The organism is Legionella rowbothamii, from assembly GCF_900639985.1.
Classification (GTDB): domain Bacteria; phylum Pseudomonadota; class Gammaproteobacteria; order Legionellales; family Legionellaceae; genus Legionella; species Legionella rowbothamii.
Window position 1 is genome coordinate 1,115,090 of sequence record NZ_CAAAIM010000001.1, and the last position, 24,340, is coordinate 1,139,429.

Genomic DNA, 24,340 nt, shown 5'->3' on the forward strand with positions numbered 1-24,340 from the left:
TTATACTCCACGCAAGCAAAACTACGGAACATAATTCATGGCCCTAGAAAAACAAATCAATCCACATTCAGCGGATACAGCATTCAATGATGGTCGTTTAAAACAAGCTCAATTAAAAATGCTAGCAATGCTGGAAGTTATCGATGCGATTTGTCAGAAACATAGTCTTGATTATTGGCTTGATGCAGGTACGCTTTTAGGTGCTGTTCGTCATCAAGGTTTCATTCCGTGGGATGATGATATGGATATTGCCATGCCTCGAGCTAGTTATGAAGAGTTCTTGCGCATCGCTCCACAAGAATTACCGGATCACATCTGGTTGCAAACCATCCATACAGATCCCGGCTACTTTAATATGGCAACCCCATTAAAAATTAGAGATCGCTCCAGCCGTTACATCGAGAAACATGAACAAGGCAATGAACCCTATGTACAAGGGATTTTTATCGATGTTTTTGTTTATGACCGCATGCCTGAAGATCAAAAACAACGTAAACGTTATAAGTTTCTAGCAAAAAAAATCTCTCGCTTTTTAAGCACCAAGTATGGGGCAGTTAGTATTGGCCATCATGTTGGGGTCTATAAAGCGCTTGGAAAGCTTCTCCCTAAATCCATGTTGGAATCGAGCTTGGACTCTATCATTCAAAAAGCAAATAATAGTGACAGTCCTTATTGGGGTCGTGGCTATAATTGTGTAGGAAAAAACTTCCTAAAACAAGAAGATATCTATCCTTTAAAACGAACCCTATTTGAAACAGGTCATTTTAATATTCCGAATAATGCAGCAGAACTATTAACTCAACAATTTGGCGACTACCTCACCCTGCCCCCAGAAAATCAGCGGGTCATGCGTCATTGTAAGGAATTGATTCCTAATTTAGATTCGTCGGTGTAGCCCAGAATTGAGTGGAGCATGAGTCTTGTTTGCTGAGCTTAAAAGCCCATCCTACTCGTAAATTGACAAGTCATCTCTCTTTGATTAACATAATATCTGTCAAATTTTATCAATGAGGCTCGAACACATCATGAACAAAGTTTCTTAAGTACGCCCTAATCCGGGCAAGTTAATTAATCGCCCTTTAGAACACTTAAGAGAGTTTATGATGCATGAGCCAATCCAATTTGAAAGCCTTAGCCTTTCATTCCCCCATAAAACCTGTTTTGCCGATTTTTCTGGTCAGATTCCCCATGGCAGTCGGATTGCGATCATTGGACGTAATGGTTCTGGAAAATCCAGCTTACTGAAACTATTTGCCGGGTTAGAAACTGCAGTTGAAGGCACGCTGTGCATTCCCAAAGATCTCCCCTGCGGATACATCCCCCAACTCGTTGATGTGTTTGATTCACTAAGTGGTGGGCAATGCTTTAATAAATTATTAACTCAGGCACTAGCTCATACCCCCGAGCTGCTACTGCTTGATGAACCAACGAATCATTTAGATAGTCATAATCGACACTCATTGATACGACTGCTTTCTAATTTTCCCGGCACCTTGATTATGGTAACTCATGACATGGACTTATTACAAAACACTATAGATACAATTTGGCATATTGAACAAAAACACATACACATCTTTACGGGATGTTATACCAACTATATGCGAGAGCAAGCCAAACAACGAATCGCCTTAGAGAACGAAATAAATCATGTCAGCCGAGAGAGAAAGCAAATGCATGCTAATCTGATGAAAGAACAGGAGCGTGCCAAAAGCAGCCGCCAATTAGGCGAAAAGCAAATGAACCAAAAAAAATGGCCTGCTCTTGTCTCCGGAACCAAAGTAAGAACTGCTCAAGAAACCTCCGGTCGTAAAAAACAGGCCTTAAACAATAAAAGACAAGAACTCACTGAACGTTTAACCGAATTGCACATAGAGGAAGTTCTTTCCCCCACATTTGTGTTAAACGGTAAGCCATCCAATCATGCTTTGGTAACAATTAGTGAAGGTCGGGTTCGTTATGCAACAAGCCCGTTTATTCTTCAGGACATTAGCATCGTCATTAAAGGCCAGGATCGTATAGCTATTCACGGCAATAATGGCAGCGGAAAATCCACTTTAATCAAAGCACTATTGACTGCCCCCAATTTAGTACGCACCGGAATGTGGTATCTACCTCATGCAAAGGAAATAGGTTACCTGGATCAGCACTATCATAATTTGAGCCACGAAAACACAGTATGGCAAACATTGAGTTGTTTGTTACCTAATCGATCCTATACTGAAATCAGGAGGCATCTGAATGATTTTCTGTTTCGTAAAAATGAAGAGGTGGATGCTTTAGTTGAAACACTTTCAGGAGGAGAAAAAGCAAGGCTCTCTCTGGCACAGATTGCAGCGATCAATCCTAAGCTATTGATTTTAGATGAAATAACTAACAACTTGGATAGAGAAACCCGTGCTCACGTCATCCAGGTTCTTAAAGCCTACCCTGGAGCATTAATCGTTATTTCACATGACGCTGATTTTTTAGCAGAGATTGGTATCACCGCAAGCTATGAGATTAGGGATGGATTATTAAAATGAATACACAAGTTTCACTTTATCAATTTTTTATTAAGCTATTAAAACCACATAAGTACTATGTTATTTCATTGCTTTTAGTAGCTTCATATTGGGGAATTAATAATACGCTCTCTCCGTATGTACTTAAACTTATTATTGATAAAGTAACTGCTTTTGAGGGAAATAGAACTGCTGTATTCAATGCCGTTCTCCCCGAGGTAATTCTCTATATTGTATTATGGATAGTGATTGCTATTGCTATGCGCTTAGTAGATTGGATTCGTTTACAGCTATTTCCTCGCTTACGCTATGACATTGTCGATACCATGTTTTCTTATTTGAATCGCCATTCACATCGTTATTTTCAAAATAACTTTGCTGGCAGTCTCTCAAATAAGATCTCAGATATGACGACCGGTACCATCACCATTTTTACCACCATTGATGATGCATTAGCGCAAATCATCGGTGTGGTGATTGCAATTATCAGCATGCTGCTGGTACATCCTATCTTTGCTCTGATCCTCTTGCTATGGACTATATCTTTCCTCACGATTGCGGTGGTCTACTTTAAGCCAGTTCGCGATATGTCGAATATATTTGCCGCCAGTAAAACCAAGCTGGTAGGGAAAATTGTGGACAGCATCAGTAATGTAAGCAACCTACGTATGTTCTCCAGAGCAAGCTATGAAAATAAATTAATCCAAAACGCCACCCAAGATACGGTCGCTACGGACCAAACCATGCAATGGGTTATTCTTAAAATGCGGATCTATTGGGATGTGAGCATCATTGTGTTAATTGCCGCCAATTTATACATGCTTGTGGTGATGTATAGTAAAAATCAGGTCTCTGTTGGTGATTTTAGTTTTATCATTTCCCTATCCATCAGTATTTTTTACAACCTTTGGTATCTAGCCAGCCAGTTTGTGCTCTTCGCTGAGGAGTTAGGTAAGTGCCGTCAAGCGCTAACCCTCATTACTGAACCTCATGAAATTGCCGATAAACCAAATGCTAAACCTCTAATTGTCACCCAGGGGCGCATCGAATTTAAGAATGTGAGTTTCCATTATGATGAATCGGCGCATCTATTTAAAAATAAATCCATCGTGATTGAGCCTGGGCAAAAAGTTGGTTTAGTAGGATTATCTGGCTCAGGAAAAAGTTCCTTTGTTAATTTAATTCTACGCTTATTTGATGTGGAATCAGGCCGAATTTTAATCGATGGGCAAAATATCAAAGCAGTAACTCAAGATTCATTACGTGAGCACATCGCCATGATTCCTCAAGATGTCACCTTATTTCATCGCAGCTTAATGGACAATATTCGTTACGGTCGAATTAATGCTTCTGATGAGGAAGTGATTAGGGCTTCCCAAAAAGCTCATTGCCATGAATTCATTACTCAACTTTCTGAAGGATACGACACCTTAGTGGGCGAACGGGGGATTAAACTCTCAGGCGGACAAAGACAGCGAATTGCCATTGCCAGAGCTATCTTAAAAGATGCACCTATACTCATATTAGATGAGGCAACCTCCGCGTTAGATTCACTTACAGAAAAACTAATTCAAGACGGTTTGCATTTGGTAATGCAAGAACGAACAACCATTGTCATTGCTCATCGTTTGTCTACCTTATCCGAAATGGACCGGATTTTAGTTTTTGAAAAAGGGCGCATTATTGAAGATGGGTCTCATCACGAATTGGTTCAGAAACCCAGTTACTACAGCCGCATGTGGAAAATGCAAGCCGGTGGTTTTTTACCCGATAAGCTGTAGGTGGATCTCCCCCTTTTCAAAACCACGTTACACACCTCATCCTGAGTAGTGCTCTCTTAAATGTAGCATTATCTCCTTACCAACACATCTAGCCCTATCCAAGAGATCATTCAAAATGTTTGGGATGATGATTCATGCTCAAATTATAACCACATTGAGATGTTTCTTGTGAATTAATCATTTTTTTATTAATAAACAAGGTGGCTAATTCTAAAACACCTCATCTATACTCAAAATGTGAGCCATCACAATGTGATCCGCCAAGGATGCAATATAAGGCTACAGAAAAAGGAGTTTGTTATGAAATTTAATTCTTTAGTTGTCGCGCTTGTTTTAGTGCCGCTTTTCGCATTTAGCCACCCGAATGATAACCATCAAGCCATGTCACTCACCCCAACCCCAGAAAAAAATACTCGAGCCATGAGTTATTCTAATGAGTCAACAACCCTGAATCAATTAAAGTTACTAACTCGCAACATAGATTATCCAACTCAAATTATTCGTATGGAAAGCGAGATAAAAGAGCAACAAATAACCTGTAACGAGGTCCACAACCAAATCAATAAAATCTTAGTAGACAACATAGTTAATGAACACTTTATTTATGCGATTTATATAAGCTGTCATTATGACCCCCAAACATTTCTCGCCACCCAATTTATAATTAATAGTTATTTTGATCCCGTAAATGATGAAGCGGTAGCCTATTTAGAAAACTACCTTCAGGAGTATAATGGCTCTACCCTATTCGATACTCAATTCAAAATCGAACAAGCTAAGGGCCTTATTATTTCATTAAGTTTTGCAGCAGGCATGAAAAAAAATCCAATTAAGCCTCCATTCACTGAATACCGACGGGATCGCAGTAATTTCTATTTCAAAAGCAATTATGAAATGAAACATAAATTGTTTAACGATGTGAATGAAAACTTTTACTCCAATAATCCAGATAAAGTTCTCCCCTTCCTCGATAGATGGTTATTTGCAAATGCAGGCTCTTTATATAAAGGGATATTAAGAGACTCTAACTACGCCGAATTGCAACCTGAACGCATTTTTCTTATGGATAATGGTGAAACCATTTTTGTTTCTGGAGTAAAACAATATTTCATGAATCACTGTGAAAAATATGATAACCATCGATGCTTGCAGCCTAATCCCAAACAATGAAATCTCATAGCCTTGGACATGAAGAAAAACCTGTTTGCGCCTTAATCAGCCACCGGCCCCAACCAAGTCGGTGGTTAAGAAAATGAAACCGACAAGCAGAACAGTAAGCATACATACTGGATGTTCATTGACAAAGGTTATATGATACCTTTTTTCTTTCACTTTTTTCTTAATTATGGGAAAAATCAGCACCATTTGTTCTATTAAAGAACCAAACTCTATAACTGATAAAAAGCTCAAACAGTTTTATACTGATGTAGCTATTGGATTTATGGAATTGAATATCTTAATAGAGAATTATAATGGTGAAGAGAATTACCGAAAAAGATGCTTAATTCTATCTCAAATCTACCAAATGCAAAAAGCATTAAGCAACCGGTTCCCACAACAAATTATTGCATCTTGTCCGGAATATCACCAAAAAATTCACCATAAGTTATTTAAAGAAATTAAAGATGAGTTTACCTCGTTAGATATTAGTTCCCTACAAGAAAACTCTTTAGAGGATCAGCTCGCCTCAAGACCCTTACATTTTGATCCAACATCACTGCCTGAACTTATAGCCAACATGCCTCCAGAAAAAGTGGATGGTTTGTTAAAAATTCTTTTTGAAGGTGCAAATTTCAATCGAGCCGAACTTATCAAATTATATTCGCCCGATGAGGAAGGTTATAAAGACTTTGAAATGTTTTTACACACCCACACAATAATGAGTTTGGGTGGTGGAAATTCTCGTAATTTTAAAATAACCAATACACACAATGGAAAAAACTTAGTCCTCAAAATAGATTTTCGCGAAAAATATCCCCGCCATGCCGACATCTACCTAAGAAAACGCTCATTAGAAAATGTGTGTACTCCAATATGGGCTGAGCGTGATGCCAGCTTTATTAATCATAAAAACCAGCATATTACTCGCTCACTTCTAGTTACCGATTATTGCCAAGGCTCTGATTTAGAAACCTATGCCCAGGTATCACGTCCTATCAATGAACTACTTTCTCTAGCACTAGATATCTATCGGCAAATGGCAAGCCTCTTAAAAAATATTGTTAGCGATGGCTGTGCCTTTACCGATATGAAGAACTCCAATTGGCTTATCGATAACGGGACCTTAAAACTAGCGGATACTAAATCTTTTTTATTTATCGATGAATCCGGGCTTCTAGATATGACAATCCCGCAAAATTATTGGTTTTATGGCATCACCGGTACGATGGATCTAATACCCCCCGAATTAAATAGCCGTATACCTCCCCCAAGCTCCGCAGATAAAGCTCATACATTCATGCTCGGAAAGAATCTCTATCAATTTTTAACCAAGGCTGCTGATCTAGACGATGTAATCGGAAAAAAGACTGACTTCTCTGAACCAATTTTTCGCACACCATCGGGTGCCTTATTACAAACGCTTATAGAAAAATTAACTCAGGAAGACAGCAAACTACGCCCGTCAATGGATGAGGTCATAAATGAACTAACAAAAATAAAAACTGCCCATGAGTTTTTGTTAGCCTTAGAACGCTACAAAATTCGTATATATCAATTTCGGCAGTATAAACGTGGTTTCAATGATTCAGAAATTGATAAGGCCATTATTAAAGCTCTAGGATATCTTAACCAAATAAAGAACGACAATGACCTCCCTACTTTAGACCTAAAACTAAAAGCCTTAAAAGACACGATTTGCGAAAATATACAATTTGTTGAGCTTAAAAAAGCCTGTATATGCCTATTAAAAGAGATAAAAACATTCCAGTTTGGGGAAAAAGATTTAGAGATGATACGGTTTAAAGAGAAACATCTGCGTGATATTGACAACGCAAAAACGAAAGAAGAACTGCAACAAATAAAATTACAACTAAAAAGTTATGTAACCCAAATGGCGAAGCATCCTGTAATTAAAGAAATGCATAATATTATCGCTAAGTTTCGTAATGAATGCCGCTTCTATACGGTAGGCATGAAAGCAAAAGCACAACGAATTGAAGAGGCGATGGCTAAAGTACCCGTTTTAGAACGATTTGATATTGCGCTCCAAAAATCAGCTCAAGCCAACAGGGTTCTTCAAGAGTTGGCCTCTCATCGTCATCCATTTAGAGAAAACCCAGAGAATAAATCCGGAGGATTTAATCCCACCCATAGTGCCCGAACTTATAGGTTATTTACTGAAAAATTTCCTTGCCCTCAGTCTGAGGAGTTGCCCGCGTTGACTTACAGTGGGTATTAAGTTTAGCGTTACTCCAATCAAACTCCCAGTGCTAAGCGAGCTTTATTAAAAGGTAGACTGGGTTGTTAAGCCCAGTATTGGAAATCACACGCAGGCTCAACAACCTAGGCAGAATTCTAACCTAACTCCGGTGCAAAAGAAGAATGACGTCTTGGTTGCTGTTCCCCTAGCTCTTCAGTCAAAGCCTTATCATTAACAATCTTAGTGACACAAGCATCAGACCAAACATTAAGTGCGGTTTCCAACATATCGATTAAGCCGTAGAAGGGTAAAATTATACCCATCAATTCAATAGGAACATTCATACTGGATAACAAGCTAACACTGAGGAAAAAACATCCCATAGGCACACCAGCGTTACCAATTGCAGCAACAGTAGCTACCACCACCCAAAGCGCCATAGTGGCATAAGTAATGGGCATACCATGATTTTGCATTAAGTAAATTACCGTAGCAAAAATAAATGCCGCACAACCATTCATATTGATGCTGGTGCATAAAGGCAGTACGAAACGACTTACTCCCGGTTTTACCTCTAGATTATTTTCTATGGTGTTCATCGTCACAGGTAAAGTGCCTACCGAGGACTTAGAAAAGAATGCTACAGATAAAGCAGGTAACATAGCTCGCATTGCTGTAAAGGGCTTAATTCTATTTTTCTTTAGCCACAAAGGCAGAACAACAAAACCTTGAATCAGGTTTGCCAAGACAATAATTAATAAATATTGCCAAATTCCTTTAAGATCCTTACCTGACTGAAGCTGAACCACAGTAGAGGTCATAAATCCAAATAATCCTAAAGGAATAATCGCTATAATCCAGCGAGTCATGACTAAAAACATGCCATGAGCGCCACGGAAAAAAGATGTCAGTGTCTCACGTGCGCCATCTTCAGGGATTTGGCGAACCGCAATACCAATAATAATACTCAAAAATAAAACACCCATAACCTGTTGCTCAAGGAATGGAGCTAATAAGTTCGTAGGGATAATATTTGCTAAATGCCCAAAATATCCCAAGCTATTAGTCGATTGAGTAAGATGTTGCGCATTGATATTTACTTGCACGGAACTAGGTTGAATTAAGACATATAAAAAACAACTAATTGTGGCTGCAATAATGGTCGTTGAAAACGTATATTTAATCGTACGTTGCCAAATTTTTTTCATTAATCCATCGGTTGTATAATTCGCTAAGGTCACAATAATGGATAAAGAAATAATAGGTAAGCTAATGCACTTAAAAAGCTTAATAAATAAATCGGAAACCAGTAGGCCAATATCCTTTAAAAAAGGGATACCCGACATTCCACTGAGAATTCCCAAACCGATCATCAAGGAATAGATAATTGGGGTACTTAACATGAAACTTTTCTTCTGTTGGTGAGCTGCACACATAGTAAATCCTTAAAATAGACAGGTAAAGATAGGGAAACTAAAATGATTAACAGCAACAACAAGAAAGAAACTTAGCGTTTAAGTTTATAAAATGAGAAATCATAAATCGGGTGTGTAAACGCATATAAACCTTTAATATCTGATTAAAATATGTACAACAAGTGCTTATTCTAACACACTCAGCGCCAGCGTCAAGAGAATTTAATGCGAATCATCAATATATTAGGCTTTGTTTTAGGCGTATAACCCGTCGATAAGCTTCCTCAATACGTTGTGGATTGATTTTTTGAGTTAACACTAAGTGTTCGATTCGTTCAATGACCTCTGGTGCGGTAATTGTATCCCATTGATTCGAAAATATTATCATATCTGAGCCGGCATTAATTGTGAGGTGTAGGGCTTCATCCAAGGAATAGTGATCCGTAATTGCTTGCATTTGTAAGTCATCACTGATAATGACTCCATCATATCTCATTTCTTTCCGTAAGAGGTCCGTCAATATGGCATGAGATAAAGTAGCAGGTAACCCTCGAGGATCTAAATTTTTATTAATAACATGCGCAGTCATAATCATGGTTGGCTGATCTACATCTCTTACTAACTCATAATAAGGTACTAATTCAGCATCTGAAAAGGTCTCGGTTACATCGACAAAGCCTTCATGAGAATCTCCGACAGCACTGCCATGGCCTGGAAAGTGTTTATAGCACGTTGCAATACCATAACGACGAAATACTCGTACAAATTGGCGTGCCAAGCGAATAACTACTTCTGGATTATCTGAAAAACTGCGTTGCATCGCACCAATAATTCCTCGCTCGTCATGCATGTGTAAATCAACTACTGGAGCGAAATCGAGATTAAACCCTAAAGAACTGATAGTTTCGGCCATTTGGCTGAGCTCAGCATCCAAAGCATCTTCTGCTAAATGAGTCATGCTTAAAGCAGGCATGGTCGCCATGCAGTCTTCAACATGAGTTAATTGATCAATAGCTCCGCCTTCATAGTCAATCGCAGTAAATAAGGGCATCCGCAGATTATCGTCATCATAGTGCTGTACTGAATAATAATTTAGCTGGTGAATTAATTGTTTTATTTGCTGTGGATGCTTTAAATTTTTACCGTAACCGCCAGTGGCGACGTCACGATCAAACAAGATGACGCCGCCTAAACCATCCTGTGATAACCATTCTGCAATAGGACTGCGCTCGTGAATTTCGCTGCCGGTAAATCCCAGAATCAGCATTTGACCAATTTTATTTCTTAAAGTAATCAATTTTTTGGTCTCCTCCTATACATAGATAGTAAATTAGATAGGAAATGTCATTCTCCCCCTTGCAGGAATGACATTTCCTTAACTTAATGGCAATGCCCCTTTCCCACATTTAGGAAAGGAATTGGAATTTATAATTGTTTTGGCGGAATAACTGGAATATTAGAAAAATCACATTGACAATTATTTGTTGCTTCAGGAGGTAATGGCACTGCAGCAAAGTCAGACGGATAGCATACAGAAACATTCCATGCTGAATCACCAGGTTTTATCTCATTAGGCAAAGACCAGTAATTTTTCGCCGAATAAACTTTTCCTTTTTCACTTTCCCAGAAATAAGGAGAGTAGCGAGCACGATACATCAACTTCTGTCCATTAGTTTCACAGGGGAAGGTAACTCGTCCCCAAGCTTGCCCCGCAGGTACCGTAATTGTGGTTAAAACTTTTGCACTTAGGGCATCCATTACTTCAACCGTCACGTCAAATTTTAGCCAACAATTATCTTTTGCCAACGTATAATAGCAGGTAATTGCCCACAATGGACTTGCGAATAAATACGTCAATGACAAAATAATAAGCCGTGTGAACATAATTTAATTCCTTTAAAACCATTGATCATCTTCATTTTAGTATACACGATATACAAATATAAACATTCAATGCAATAAAAACATGCATTCTGGATGTATAAGGGTTGATTTTATTAGCTGACATGTATAAGCTTGCCGCAATGGAGAGATGGCCGAGCGGTCGAAGGCGCACGCCTGGAAAGTGTGTATACGGCAACGTATCGAGGGTTCGAATCCCTCTCTCTCCGCCAAACAAGGGTCACTGCCCCTATTCCCAGCTGATATAAACTAATGCATTTAGGGATAAAACAATGAAGAGATGCTTTGCACAACTATCTACTGCAGTAGGAATTTTGTTTTCGTTCGCTACTCATGCAGCAAGCTACATACCGACACTCACGTCCCAAGACCAGCCATGGTCAGTCACGGCTAGTGTTGGCAGTGTTCATTACCAAGTTGATGCGAATGATAAAAACTCTGCCTTAGGCAGATTGGCTCTTGGTAACGAATTATTACTTGCCGGCGATATCGCCTTAGGCCTTGAATTAGGGCTGCAAACAGGTAATAAAATTTGCCTAACTATTCCTAAAAAATCCCTGAGCCGTCTCCGCTGGACCCCAGTTCATACGACCTTATCTCCTGTCTTAGACTTGTTAATTACCACAAAAACAGACCCCTTATTTAATAGCTCATTTTTTGCGCAACTCAAAGGTGGTATTGCGTACCGCCATTGGAAAATTAATCGCATTCCGGTGAATGAGATCTCTCAATTAGCCGGAGAAGTACAAGCAGGCTTTGGTTACCCAATTACTGCCTTAGCCAGTTTGAGTTTGTTGTATCAAGGAATATACGGAAATAAACCGAATGCTCAATTAGACCCATATTCTAAAAGAACAAATCTAACCAATATTCCTACTCTACATGCGGTTTTAGTAGGGCTTTCTGTTAATTTATAACGAACCTATCACAACGCCACGAATCGCTCAAAGTGCCACATTACAAGGAACATAGTGACCAGGCAACCCAGAACCCCTGGGTTGCCTCGAGTTCTTCGCAATGACTAAAAAATATTAAAAACCCGTTTCCATTTAAGAAATGCCCCTCGCCACCGTGTTTTCTCACCGCAAAAGGCTATAATTCTAATATATGATCTTTTTTTGCACAACAAGGTGTTACCATGAAAGAAAATCATTTTGCCTATAAAGTTACACGTGGCTCTTGTGGATTTCTTTATCCTCATTTCGAACTACAAAAAGAAAAGATGGTGGATTTACTTTCTGAAATAGAAAAACAACACTACGATGGGTTATTTTGGGTATTTAAACAATTTAATAATAATCCTCAAGAACAATTATGCATTGTCGATTGTACGAACAACCGAATCTATTATCATTTCTCTGGCGAAGTAGAGAACCTGCAAGAAACTATTAAACGGTTAACGCATTAACCAGCTAACCGTAACTTGTATTAGCGCCAGTAACCAGTAATATGAGATTAAACCTGATTGATGCATTATCCCCTATCCCCGTTGCGCCAATACGGCCTAAGTTGCAAGTATTTTTAACTCAAAAGAATACCCTCTTTTATTTTTGAGTAAATTTAAATCAACCAAACTATGGACAAATGAGAGATTTTTAGTCACCATGCGGCCCACACATAAATCAAGACAGGTGAGTCAGCATGCATTTTAAAAAAAATATAGGCTTCGTATTAGGCTTCATTGCATTAGCATTCTTATCTAACACTTATGCAAATACCAAACCCCAGGCTTTGGAAAGTGAAACCGCCATTCAAAATGCGGTGTTAGTTCAGATTAATAACTATCGCAAACAGCATGGCTTGTCCCCATTGAAAATGGACAACAACATGGTACGAGAAGCCAGACAACATTCTCTCGATATGGCTACTCATAGAATGCCTTTTGGCCATCAAGACTTTTCCAAGCGCATCACTCGTCTGCATAAACAGATAAAAAACACAGGCGCAGGGGCAGAAAACGTTGCTTATAATTACAAAAATGCACAGATCGTAGTTCAGCAATGGGTACGTAGCTCTGGCCATAAAAGAAATATTGTTGGGAATTACGACCTGACAGGTATTGGAGTAATTCGCGACAAACAAGGTAAACTTTATTACACACAACTATTCCTACGTACAACCAAAGGAAATCCTCAGGTTTCTACCCATACCCACCCCCGAAGACCTCCCTTCGGTGTTTCATTTGGTGGTATTACATTTAGGCGGAGCGCTTAAACTCGATAAAAAGGTCCTTACACAATCTTTGCAATAAAAAGCGCAAATTTATTGGCATTCCCGCAAAGACTGACCTATGATTGAAGCATAGACGGTACACATTGTTCAGCCAACAGCACGACATTGGGAGCCAGATTGAGGGTATGGTGTGCATGCTTAGAAACTGTAAGAAGCCTAAAATACTCCGGAGGAGTCCACCTTAGTGAATAAGGACTGTACTCAATCTTACTGTCTATACCAATTCGGACAAAGGGCGTAGTGATACGCCCTTTCTTTATTTGGGACACTAGGTATTACTATCTCTAGCAAAACAGATTAAATTACAATAAGATAAAAACTTAATTTAGGTAAAGGATTTGCCATGATTATCGCAGCCCTATTGGAAAAAGGTCACGAAACACGAGTAGCGATTACTCCTAATTCTGCAAAGCACTATCTCAAATCAGGATTTGAAGTAATCATTGAATCAAATGCAGGCCAATCTTCTGGCTTTGCTGATAAAGACTATGAACAAGTCGGTGTACAAGTCAGCAAAGACCGAAAATCAATCCTCGAAAAAACGAACATTCTCCTTTGTATTAATGAACCTAGCCCCCCAAATTTAACAGGCTTATCCGCTGGAGCTCTTATCGTTGGGCATATTGATAACGAGCCACAGGCGGAGCTCATCACCTGGTGTTTGCAAAAGCAAATTAGCTTATTATCAATGAACTTAATTCCACGCATTAGCCGCGCTCAAAGCATAGATAGCTTATCTTCGCAGGCTAATCTCGCCGGATATCGGGCGGTTTTGGAGGCTACCAACCAATTTCAGCGCGCAATTCCAATGATGATGACTGCAGCAGGAATGATTCAACCAGCTAAGGTACTCATTCTTGGTGCAGGAGTGGCAGGATTACAAGCTATTGCTACAGCCAAACGCTTAGGGGCCGTAGTTTATGCCTTTGATGTACGACGTGCGGCTAAAGAGCAGGTTGAAAGCCTTGGTGCAGAATTTGTAGAAGTCAGCCAAGACCAAGACAGCGAAACCCAAGGTGGCTATGCGTCAGAAACCAGCGACGAATATAAAAAGCTGCAAGCAGAGCTGATCGATCAATATGCCAAAATGGCTGATATTGTGATTTCTACGGCCCTAATTCCCGGCAGAAAAGCTCCTATTCTCGTGCATAAAAACACAGTTGAAGGAATGAAGCCCGGCTCAATCATTGTGGATCTAGCTACTTCACGAGGCGGCAATTGTGAGCTTAGCGTGGTTGATGAAACAATTAAACACGGAAACGTTACCATTGTTGGTATTAGTAATATGGCAGGCCTTGTACCTGCAACAGCCAGTGAGCTCTATGCGAATAACTTGGTTCATCTCATAAAATTATTAGCTGATAAATCCACAGAGATACAATTTAATCCAGAAGATGAGATCATTCAGCAAGCCATTCTCTGTCATCAAGGTCAATATTTACCGTTCCAGGCAACTAAGGAGACACAAAATGCATGAGAGTTATGTGACCGTACTCACCATTTTCGTTCTGGCATGCTTTGTAGGATATTACGTGGTATGGAAAGTTACCCCTGCGTTACATACTCCATTAATGTCAGTTACTAATGCGATTTCCAGTATTATCATTTTAGGCGCCCTCATCGCCGCAGGGAGTCAATTTATAGGGCAAATAACCTGGATAGGTGGTTTTGCTATATTTATCACATCAATAAATATTTTTGGCGGCTTTGTGGTTACACAGCGCATGCTAAGTATGTATAAAAAATAAGCCGTATGTCGCCCAGTCTACCTATGTCTCGAGGTACGTAGGTACTACAGGCGACCTTTTATAAAAATAAAAATAAAGGATGGATTCTTATGACAAACCTGGTTCCCCTATTTTACTTATTGGCGGCTATATGCTTTATCCTAGCGCTTAAAGGCCTAGCCAGCCCAGTTAGTGCACGAAAAGGAAATCTACTGGGAATCACAGGGATGATTTTGGCAGTAGGTTCTACATTAATGATGCCAACCACACATCATCATCTAATATTAATTTGTTTAATCATTGCCGGGGGTATTATCGGTACTTTTATTGCCTTAAAAATTAATATGACCGCAATTCCACAATTGGTTGCAGCCTTCCACTCATTAGTAGGTATGGCCGCAGTCCTTGTAGCCTTCTGTGCCTTCCTTGCTCCTGAGTCGTTTCATATTGGTGCGGCTGGCGATATTGCCAAAGCAAGCCTTGTCGAAATGAGTTTAGGATTAATTATTGGAGCGATTACCTTTTCAGGCTCAGTAATCGCATTTTTAAAATTACAAGGCATCATGTCCGGTGTGCCTGTAAAATTTCCAGGCCAAAACGGTGTAAATCTGCTTATTGCTCTAACGATTTTAGCGGCCTTAGTTGTATTTTTTATAAACCAAACATTGACCTTCTTTTGCATCATGGCCGGCTTATCCTTTTTAATCGGGGTACTGCTCATTATCCCCATTGGTGGCGCAGACATGCCCGTGGTAATTTCCATGCTGAACTCCTATTCCGGATGGGCAGCCGCAGGTATTGGTTTTACATTAAATAATAACCTCTTAGTAATTACTGGAGCCTTGGTTGGGGCAAGCGGGGCAATCCTAAGTTACATTATGTGTGTGGGTATGAACCGCTCTATATTTAATGTGATTTTCGGGGGTATTCAATCCTCTGGGAGTTCCTCCCAAGCTATTGCTGGAGCTGAATCACGCAACGTTCGGCAAGCGAATGGTGAAGATGCTGCGTTCTTGCTCAGCAATGCTAAAGATGTGATTATTGTACCGGGCTATGGTATGGCAGTAGCTCATGCGCAACACGCAGTAAAAGAGTTAGTTGATGCCTTAGAAAAGCGCTCAATACGGGTACGCTTTGCGATTCATCCTGTAGCAGGCCGCATGCCTGGTCATATGAACGTATTGCTTGCTGAAGCCAATATTCCTTACGATCGTGTGTTCGAACAAAGTGAAATCAACCGTGATTTTGCAACCTGTGATGTAGCCTTTGTCATTGGCGCTAATGATATAACCAACCCTGCAGCAAAAACAGATCCCAGCTCACCCATCTATGGTATGCCAGTTTTAGAAGTGGAAAAAGCGAAAACGGTATTATTCGTAAAACGCAGTATGTCGCCTGGTTATGCTGGCGTAGAAAATGAATTGTTCTACCATGATAATACCTATATGCTTTTCGGTGATGCCAAAATGATGACCGAATCCATTTCAAAAGCACTAGAAGAATTATAGTACGTTATCGCGCGAAGGACCTCCTGAGTAGACCTGAATTCATACTGTGCCAGATTCAGGGAGTCCTTCGTTGCAAACGCTTCAAGATAACGTGCCTTACAGATTGATTCAATTGTACACTGGCTCTCTTATAAATAGCCGCCAAGTTTGCCAAATAAACAAAAAAACTGTATCTTAGCCAGTTATTTTTTACTTTGGAGTTATTTATGCTAAAAACAATAGGCTTCGGTTTATTATGTATGGCTGCCTCTTTAAATACTCATGCTTATTCTTTAGAATATAATGAAATAAAGCCGCAAGTAGCGACTACTGTTGACTATGAGTTTCTACCTAACCAGCCGCTAATACTAGCAAACTACATGTTTTGGACTATAACCGCTAATTGCGTGATTACTACTGAAAACCCAAACGTAACTCTGAGTTTCCAAGCCTTAGCCAAAAAAGGTAAAATTAATGACTTTCCATTGACTGCAGGAGAGTCCATGCACGTCCCTGTATTTAATGGCGAAACTTTAAAATTAAGTGCTGATTCAGGCGCCCGTGTAAAAATTATCAACTTAGGGGAGCTTACTGTTAAAGCGAGTTGTACTACAGCTTAGAGAATGGGCTTGGATCATCAGCCATCAAAATTTGTAGGTTGGGTTCAGCAAGCCATCGAGCCACCTCAAAACTCAATGTTGGGCCATAGGCCCAACCCCTCTACCGAATACCATTAGCCCTACAAATATACCGATCAATATCCTGATTCACCCCATTGATTACATCCTGTTCATTCCGATCAGGCTGTATCAACCCATATAATTCAGAACGTATGGTCTCTTCATTTCCCTGATTAAAACTACGTAATACTGCCTCTTTAAGAGTGCAACCCTCCTTACTAGTAAACAAAGCACATAAGGCCTTAATTTTCTCGGTATTAGGCTGTTCAATACTCTTTAAAATAGATCGATAAAAACGCGCTCGGCTGAGCTCTACCGGACTATGATAGCGTGGGCTAAAGCAACCATTATGGAAAAACTGGACTCCGGGATTTTTATGGTCTTCAAGATAAGTTTCCATACCTCGAATCGCCCGTTGGAGTACGCTGGGTAAATTTCTTTGATTAATTTCAAGCACGGATAAATTAAAACGCTGTACTTTTTCCAAGTAAGCAGCGAACATTAACTGTGAATCAGTACCAGATTGAGCTGAGTATGCGGAATCATCAAATTGATATGTATTGCCATCAAACTCGATTTCACCATTCTTAGCTAAGCGCCCTTGCTCAATAATCAATTGTCGATGTGGCACTACAAGTCGGGGAATAATTTGTTGTACCATTATTTTTTCATTAACCAAATTGGCAATGGGCATATATTCAGGCTTAAAAATATCGCGTGTACGAATGACTTCAAGCGTATCCGCCATATTCACCAAGTGCCTTAAAAAATCGATTTTAGGATGAATATGTTGGTATTTGCGCTGGAATTCTTTAGGGTCATCTTTATGACGAATGGTATCCGCAATGAGCGTCGCTAAATCAGCGCGAATATTCATTTGAATGATATAATTGCGGCAATTATCAGCGCTTTTAGCATCCCATAAATCAATGCCATCTCCTTCTCGCCCTGAATCATGTAATAAAACCGCGATACGAATTAAATCCAGCAAATAATCCTGGCCAATACGAAATATTTGCGCAATCTCATCTAAAGCTGCCGTATACCCTTCAACATATTGAATATAAATCTCATCAATCTCGCTAATCAGCTCGGCTGCAGCAAGTACATGCAGCAAACCATGTGAGGAACGAATACGAAATAAATATCGCTTATCATCTGAGAGTAATTCTCTTAAAGGCTGGGGAAGCGGAATTTGCAAACGTTTGAAGTTAACCACCGACATAGGTTTGGAGTAGAAATAATAATTAATTCCCTCAATTAATTCATTCTCATTTTGAATTTCGCTAAAAATTGGCATTTTTCCCCCAGCAGCCATTAATTATTAAGGTACGCATAATAATTGTAGTCTTAGTTGGGACGTACGGAAAGGTAAAAAACAGGAATGAGGTACGGTCACATAGCTCGTATTAGACGAAGTTGTAATACAGGGTGTTGCAACAACAAATCCCCGTATTACATTGAAAAATTAATGTTCCCTAGTGGCCTGGAATTTAATTTTCGGGTAGCGCTCTTCAGCCATAGTTAAATTAACGCGCGTTGGTGCGAGATACATCAGCGCATCACCGCCATCTAACGCTAAATAATCATATGCCTTAGTGCGAAACTCAGTCATAGCCTTATCGTCTTCAGCATAAACCCAACGCGCACAAGAAATATTAGCAGCTTCATAAACGCAATCTACTTTATACTCATGCTTTAAACGATGTGCGACTACATCAAATTGCAGCACCCCTACAGCCCCTAAAATCAATTGGTTACTGTTTAAAGGCCTAAATACTTGAGTTGCCCCCTCTTCGGACAATTCAATTAATCCTTTTAATAAAGCCTTACTCTTCAACGGATCGCGTAAACGGACTAAACGAAATAATTCAGGAGCAAAATTCGGGATGCCAGTAAACTTTAATTGTTCTCCTTGAGTAAAGGTATCACCAATGCGAATCGTACCGTGATTGTGTAGGCCAATAATATCGCCAGCTAGAGCCATTTCGGTATGGGAGCGATCACCTGCCATAAAGGTTAAGGCATTGGAAATCTGCACTTCCTTGCCAATCCGTAAGTGAGATAACTTCATCCCCTTTTTGTAAGTTCCTGAACATACTCTTAAAAAAGCAATTCGGTCCCGATGTTTCGGATCCATATTCGCTTGGATTTTAAATACAAAGCCAGAAAAAGGTTCTTCATCAGCAGAAACTATTCGTTCCTGGGTAGCTCGTGGCTGAGGACCTGGAGCATAACTAACATAATCATCCAAGAGCTCTTTAATGCCAAAATTGTTGATTGCTGAACCGAAATAGACTGGGGTCATTTTACCTGCCAAATACTCGTCTAAATCAAACTCATGCGATGCTCCTTTAACGAGTTCAATTTCATCACGCAACTCTTGGGCACTATCTCCGAGTAGTTCATCCAATTGAGGGTTATTCAAGCCTTTGATCTGGAGAGCATCTTGTTTTTGGGCGTTTTTACCAGGTTCATACAAATAAACAATATCTTGATAGCGATGATAAATACCCTTAAAACGCTTACCCATCCCAACTGGCCAGGTTACTGGAGCACATTTAATGCCTAAAACGGATTCCACTTCATCCAGCAAATCGATAGGCTCACGCCCCTCACGGTCCAGTTTATTAATGAACGTCATAATGGGTGTATCGCGTAAACGGCATACTTCCATTAATTTAACAGTTCTATCCTCAACCCCTTTAGCCACGTCAATCACCATCAGTGCTGAATCCACCGCGGTTAGAGTACGATAGGTATCCTCCGAGAAATCTTCGTGTCCTGGAGTATCCAACAAGTTCATCACATGCTGGTTATGCACAAATTGCATCACGGAAGTAGTAATTGAAATTCCACGCTCCTTTTCCATTTCCATCCAGTCTGAGGTAGCGTGCCGATCTGCCTTACGGCCTTTAACCGTTCCAGCCATCTGAATAGCACCCCCGAATAACAATAACTTTTCAGTCACGGTGGTTTTACCGGCATCAGGGTGAGAAATGATCGCAAAAGTGCGTCGTGTGTTGAACTTCTGATAAAAATCAGACATGAAACTCTCTACATAAAAAGTGTTTTTAACATAGAGTGAATTTTAAGACATTCCCCATTAATTACAAGGAAAATCCCCTCTCCTAGAAGCAGAAAGAGGGGTAAAGAAGGATTCGTAAAACTCTTTTTGTAAAAAGGCACAAGAGCGCGTCATCCCGAACAGCGTGAAAGCACTCTTCTTATGTTAAAACGCCACTTTTTACAAATAACAGCCTATTCCATCATAACCAATGATTTGGCAAGATTTGTAATCAGCTTGATCTAGTCGGTAACTAACTGAACCATATGACGCAATTATACTGCCATCTTTATGTTGTACAAGCTGTGGTTTTTGGTAATTTATTAGTGGTTCACATCCAGACTGAACCTGTACCCAAAACGTATCCCCTGCCTGAATACGTTTTGCACCCGCAGATAGACCATTGGTACCACAAACTTGAGTTGCTAACTGTTTTATTTTGGGTGAAGTAAAGAGCACATCATAAGAAGCAATTGCTGCCTTTACTGCATTTTCAGCATCTAAAATTCCATGCCCGCAAGGTTTTTTACCTATACAAGATTTATTAGGGTCTGCACTTACACCAAAACCATGAGTAGTGGTAAATAGAATTTGCTCTATTTGCTCAGGACTTAAAACTTTATCGCTGGCAGAGAAAATTAATCCCGTAACCCCAGCCACATGTGGTGTCGCCATGCTGGTACCTTGATAATAATCAAACCCTGAGCCATTGTAGCCACCGCCTGGATTTACGGTAGATAAGATACCACCCCATAAGCCATAACGCTTATCACCACCTGGTGCTGCTAGAGTAATTCCAGGGCCATAATTTGAGAAATAAGAGCGTAATCCTTCTGGACCTGTGGAAGCAACTTTAACTACTCCATTACAGACTGCAGGTGCGTTATAATGCTCCCAACGATTGTCATTTCCTGCCGCAGCAATAAGCACAGCCCCTTGATTTCGCGCAAAAAAAACTGCTTCTTGCAGTGCTTGGTCACAAAAATCAATTTCATCCTTAGGGCCTCTATCTACTCCAAAGCTCATATTAAGTACTTTAGCAGGATGAATATTAGTGGGAATTCCAGGAACCTCACCGCCAACAGACCAATAAATTGCATTCACTACCGCACTTTCATAAAACATGCCCGAGGCGGCAGGAATTTTTAGCGGTAAAATCTTTAGATCCTCACCCATACCACTCATTATATTTCCATACCCTGCAATTGTTCCAGCCACATGAGTTCCATGAAATGATTTTGTTTCATCATATAAATTATTATTGTTTGCAGCAAAATTCCATCCCCAAACTCTGCCCTCACTGTCTTTAACCAAATTATTAATTAAACTGTCATGTAAGGTAATCCCGGTATCTAGTACAGCGACCACTATTGGTTTTTTCGCTAATCCAGTTGTATAAGCCCATGCACCATCTCGGGAGCCAGGCTTGGACTCCAACATTACACCTGCAGGACGCTCAAACTCATCCCATTGGCTTTCATGGGTTAGTAAATCAACTAAGTTATACGTTTTGGGATCGGGAACTGGTGTAAAATAGCCTATGCGATCTTTTACCGCATAGAGTACCTCAGGATTTTTACGAAGACGCTCGAGAACAAGGACTGTAGGATCGGTTTTTTCTTGAGAAAGACTCACTGGAGCATCCAGTATTAATGAGTACGCTCCGTTAGCCATTGGCTTAAATTCTTTAACAGGCAACTGTGCAAATTGAGTAATTTGTGACTTTAATGAAGTCGTATTTTTTATTTGTTGTTTGTACTTAATAATAATATGAATGTCATCTTGATTAGGAAGAGCGAAAGCCCCGTGAGCTATGAATAAAAGCCCTAAACCGATAATCCCTGCTTTAGTGTGCATACCCCAATCTCCTTATAAAATGGATAAAGCGCAACTCAGTATAAGGTAAATAACAAAACAAGAATAGAGGCTGTTCTGAATGGCACTTATTTAGGTATTACTGGGTTAAGATAAGGATTCTGTGGCATCTAGCAGGCTAAATTACCGTGCTTGACCACGGTATCCAAATTTACATTGCTTCTCACTCAGTCTTTATGGATATCGCCGTAATTCGTGCACGTTATTTGGATAAAAAAAACTTAAATAAGGGCTCTTAAGGTCTGTGTTAAGGTTCAAAAGAATAACCATCTGACTCATTCTTTAGTTCGTCTTGTGATGATTTAATATTGTGAAATTCCGTTTTAAAACGCTGATTGTTAGACATTGTGCTTATTTGCATTCGTTCTAATACTTGATACAAATCTTTGGTTATCGTCGTTATTTCCGCTTCATTTTGGGTTTGCGCAATAACCTGGCGCTTTTCGATGATAAATTCATTCATGTTTGTATCATTTTTAGCGCATTTCTCAATGCCATGCAAAAAGGTTTCGCACACTTTTTTTGCTTGATCAACCACATTGTTACTAACGATTTTATTTAAAATAGCCTCCATACTTACCTGAATTTCATCAAGCTCCGTTTCGCTGCGTGCTGCATTAATTTGTTCATAAATCTCTTGAACCCATTTATTAACAGATTGGTTATTGTAAGAAAAATTCAGCACAACCAGCTCATCTATATATTCTTGGCAATGTTCTTTGGCACGACTTAGCTCAGCTAAAGCTTTAAGACTTTGCAAATCGTCCAATTCTTCCTGTACTAAATTGGATTTCGTGAGATTGATTTTCTCATTTAAAAAATGATCCTTTTTTAGAGACATAGGCGTTAACTCACTATTTAATTGCCCTGATTTAAGTTTAGTCTCAATGTTTTATTTTACAACCTGGAAGAACTATTCTAATTGAAGAGGTATAGGCTGGGCTGTAAAGCCCAGCATCGGCAGGCACGCAAACAGTTGTATTTTCTGGATTTTAATACCGATAGTGTTCAGGCTTGTATGGTCCTTCAGCGTCAAGACCCAAATACTCCGCTTGCACTTGAGTTAATTGCGTTAATTTCGCACCAATACGTCCCAAATGTAAACGTGCTACTTTTTCATCTAAAATTTTAGGCAAAACATATACCTGTCTTTCATAGTTCGCCGGATGTTGGAACAATTCAATTTGCGCTAGAACCTGATTCGTAAAGGATGCAGACATGACAAAACTTGGATGTCCGGTTGCGCAACCTAAATTAACTAAACGTCCTTCAGCCAGTAGAATAATACGTTTACCATCAGGGAAAATAACATGATCGACTTGAGGTTTAATATTTTCCCATGGATACTGTTTTAAACTGTGGACATCAATTTCTGAGTCAAAATGACCAATGTTGCATAAAATAGCTTGGTTTCGCATACGTTTCATATGCTCATGTGTCACTACATGGTAATTACCCGTTGCAGTCACTACGATGTCTACTTGCTCAGCCACATCATCTAAAGTGACAACTCGATACCCTTCCATTGCCGCTTGTAATGCACAAATAGGATCAATTTCAGCGATAAAGACGGTCGCCCCTTGCCCACGTAGAGCCTGTGCACAGCCTTTGCCTACATCACCGTAGCCTAAAATCAAAGCAATTTTACCTGCAATCATCACATCGGTTGCACGCTTTAATCCATCCAATAACGATTCACGGCAACCATAAAGATTATCAAATTTAGATTTAGTAACCGCATCGTTCACATTGATCGCAGGCATTTTTAAATCACCTTTTTTCGCCATTTCATATAGGCGAGCAACCCCTGTAGTCGTTTCTTCAGAAACCCCTTTGATTCCGTCCAAAAGCTCTGGATGTTTTTCATGGATGATCTGCGTTAAATCACCGCCATCATCTAAAAGTAAATTAGGAGTCCAATTATCAGGGCCTCTTAAAGTTTGTTCCACACACCACCAATACTCTTCCTCAGTCTCACCTTTCCACGCAAAAACAGGAATTCCTTCCGCAGCAATGGCAGCGGCTGCATGATCTTGAGTAGAAAAAATATTACATGAAGACCAGCGAACTTCCGCGCCCAAGGCTACCAACGTTTCAATTAAAACCGCAGTTTGAATGGTCATATGTAAGCACCCAGCAATACGAGCGCCGTTTAAAGGCTTTGCTCCACCAAACTCTTCACGTAAGGCCATCAAACCCGGCATTTCCGTTTCTGCAATCGCAATTTCTTTACGTCCCCACGACGCTAAAGAAATATCTGCTACTTTATAATCTTGATTCATAGTTCCCTTATTTGCTAATTCCATAGC

General features: G+C 39.8%; 20 protein-coding genes and 1 tRNA gene. 13 read left to right on the forward strand and 8 right to left on the reverse strand.

Annotation, left to right across the window (positions count from 1 at the left end; genetic code table 11):
* Nucleotides 1-37: 37 nt before the first annotated feature.
* The 5 genes from E1P08_RS04690 to E1P08_RS04710 all read left to right on the forward strand — a co-directional run bounded on the left by E1P08_RS04690 (nucleotide 38) and on the right by E1P08_RS04710 (nucleotide 7,685).
* Nucleotides 38-895, forward strand: a complete 858-nt coding sequence (locus E1P08_RS04690; protein ID WP_133135829.1) for a LicD family protein — start codon at nucleotides 38-40, stop codon at nucleotides 893-895.
* Nucleotides 896-1,100: 205 nt separating this feature from the next.
* Complete coding sequence (locus E1P08_RS04695; RefSeq protein ID WP_242602366.1) at nucleotides 1,101-2,525, forward strand: ATP-binding cassette domain-containing protein; 1,425 nt, start codon at nucleotides 1,101-1,103, stop codon at nucleotides 2,523-2,525.
* Nucleotides 2,522-4,285 (forward strand): ABC transporter ATP-binding protein, encoded by a 1,764-nt coding sequence (locus E1P08_RS04700; RefSeq protein WP_133135830.1) that lies wholly within the window; start codon nucleotides 2,522-2,524, stop codon nucleotides 4,283-4,285. Before E1P08_RS04695 ends, E1P08_RS04700 begins: the two co-directional genes overlap by 4 nt.
* A 300-nt stretch (nucleotides 4,286-4,585) precedes the next feature.
* Nucleotides 4,586-5,455 carry an Lpg0189 family type II secretion system effector gene (locus tag E1P08_RS04705; RefSeq protein WP_133135831.1) on the forward strand — a complete coding sequence of 290 codons (870 nt, stop codon included), beginning with the start codon at nucleotides 4,586-4,588 and terminating at the stop codon, nucleotides 5,453-5,455.
* A 277-nt stretch (nucleotides 5,456-5,732) separates the two neighbouring features.
* Entirely contained in the window at nucleotides 5,733-7,685 is a 1,953-nt protein-coding gene (locus tag E1P08_RS04710; protein WP_165485082.1) for a protein kinase family protein, read from the forward strand.
* 116 nt (nucleotides 7,686-7,801) lie between these two features.
* Here the strand turns inward: E1P08_RS04710 and E1P08_RS04715 are convergent, their stop codons facing one another.
* From E1P08_RS04715 to E1P08_RS04725, 3 genes are all read right to left on the reverse strand, one after another.
* Complete coding sequence (locus E1P08_RS04715) at nucleotides 7,802-9,082, reverse strand: dicarboxylate/amino acid:cation symporter (RefSeq protein WP_133135833.1); 1,281 nt, start codon at nucleotides 9,080-9,082, stop codon at nucleotides 7,802-7,804.
* 214 nt (nucleotides 9,083-9,296) lie between these two features.
* The gene (locus E1P08_RS04720) at nucleotides 9,297-10,358 is read right to left on the reverse strand and encodes a glycoside hydrolase family 3 protein (RefSeq protein ID WP_133135834.1); all 1,062 of its coding nucleotides are present in this window, start codon (nucleotides 10,356-10,358) and stop codon (nucleotides 9,297-9,299) included.
* 128 nt (nucleotides 10,359-10,486) lie between these two features.
* Complete coding sequence (locus E1P08_RS04725) at nucleotides 10,487-10,945, reverse strand: hypothetical protein (RefSeq protein WP_133135835.1); 459 nt, start codon at nucleotides 10,943-10,945, stop codon at nucleotides 10,487-10,489.
* 142 nt (nucleotides 10,946-11,087) lie between these two features.
* Between E1P08_RS04725 and E1P08_RS04730 the strand changes: the two genes are divergently transcribed.
* The 8 genes from E1P08_RS04730 (at nucleotide 11,088) to E1P08_RS04765 (ending at nucleotide 17,029) form a co-directional block, all read left to right on the forward strand.
* A tRNA-Ser gene (locus E1P08_RS04730) sits at nucleotides 11,088-11,175 on the forward strand.
* A 60-nt stretch (nucleotides 11,176-11,235) separates the two neighbouring features.
* Nucleotides 11,236-11,880, forward strand: a complete 645-nt coding sequence (locus E1P08_RS04735) for a hypothetical protein (RefSeq protein ID WP_133135836.1) — start codon at nucleotides 11,236-11,238, stop codon at nucleotides 11,878-11,880.
* A 221-nt stretch (nucleotides 11,881-12,101) separates the two neighbouring features.
* On the forward strand, nucleotides 12,102-12,371 hold the full coding sequence (locus tag E1P08_RS04740) for a hypothetical protein (protein ID WP_133135837.1): 270 nt from the start codon (nucleotides 12,102-12,104) through the stop codon (nucleotides 12,369-12,371).
* A 233-nt stretch (nucleotides 12,372-12,604) separates the two neighbouring features.
* Entirely contained in the window at nucleotides 12,605-13,177 is a 573-nt protein-coding gene (locus E1P08_RS04745) for a CAP domain-containing protein (RefSeq protein WP_133135838.1), read from the forward strand.
* Between the two features lie 361 nt (nucleotides 13,178-13,538).
* Nucleotides 13,539-14,672 (forward strand): Re/Si-specific NAD(P)(+) transhydrogenase subunit alpha, encoded by a 1,134-nt coding sequence (locus tag E1P08_RS04750; RefSeq protein WP_133135839.1) that lies wholly within the window; start codon nucleotides 13,539-13,541, stop codon nucleotides 14,670-14,672.
* Nucleotides 14,665-14,943 (forward strand): proton-translocating transhydrogenase family protein, encoded by a 279-nt coding sequence (locus E1P08_RS04755; RefSeq protein ID WP_133135840.1) that lies wholly within the window; start codon nucleotides 14,665-14,667, stop codon nucleotides 14,941-14,943. Before E1P08_RS04750 ends, E1P08_RS04755 begins: the two co-directional genes overlap by 8 nt.
* Nucleotides 14,944-15,032: 89 nt before the next feature.
* Nucleotides 15,033-16,430, forward strand: coding sequence for an NAD(P)(+) transhydrogenase (Re/Si-specific) subunit beta (locus E1P08_RS04760; RefSeq protein WP_133135841.1), 1,398 nt, complete (start codon nucleotides 15,033-15,035; stop codon nucleotides 16,428-16,430).
* A gap of 206 nt (nucleotides 16,431-16,636) precedes the next feature.
* Nucleotides 16,637-17,029 carry a hypothetical protein gene (locus tag E1P08_RS04765; protein ID WP_133135842.1) on the forward strand — a complete coding sequence of 131 codons (393 nt, stop codon included), beginning with the start codon at nucleotides 16,637-16,639 and terminating at the stop codon, nucleotides 17,027-17,029.
* A 100-nt stretch (nucleotides 17,030-17,129) separates the two neighbouring features.
* On the opposite strand, the gene E1P08_RS04770 is transcribed toward E1P08_RS04765, so the two are convergent.
* From E1P08_RS04770 to ahcY, 5 genes are all read right to left on the reverse strand, one after another.
* Nucleotides 17,130-18,389, reverse strand: a complete 1,260-nt coding sequence (locus E1P08_RS04770) for a hypothetical protein (protein ID WP_133135843.1) — start codon at nucleotides 18,387-18,389, stop codon at nucleotides 17,130-17,132.
* Between the two features lie 168 nt (nucleotides 18,390-18,557).
* A complete protein-coding gene (locus tag E1P08_RS04775) occupies nucleotides 18,558-20,138 on the reverse strand; it encodes a peptide chain release factor 3 (RefSeq protein WP_133135844.1) in 1,581 nt (526 codons plus the stop codon).
* A 198-nt stretch (nucleotides 20,139-20,336) separates the two neighbouring features.
* On the reverse strand, nucleotides 20,337-22,013 hold the full coding sequence (locus E1P08_RS04780; protein ID WP_133135845.1) for a S8 family serine peptidase: 1,677 nt from the start codon (nucleotides 22,011-22,013) through the stop codon (nucleotides 20,337-20,339).
* A 265-nt stretch (nucleotides 22,014-22,278) separates the two neighbouring features.
* Nucleotides 22,279-22,872: a hypothetical protein gene (locus E1P08_RS04785; protein WP_133135846.1), complete on the reverse strand. Its 594-nt coding sequence runs from the start codon at nucleotides 22,870-22,872 to the stop codon at nucleotides 22,279-22,281.
* A gap of 151 nt (nucleotides 22,873-23,023) precedes the next feature.
* On the reverse strand, nucleotides 23,024-24,337 hold the full coding sequence (ahcY, locus tag E1P08_RS04790) for an adenosylhomocysteinase (protein WP_133135847.1): 1,314 nt from the start codon (nucleotides 24,335-24,337) through the stop codon (nucleotides 23,024-23,026).
* Between the last annotated feature and the right edge of the window lie 3 nt (nucleotides 24,338-24,340).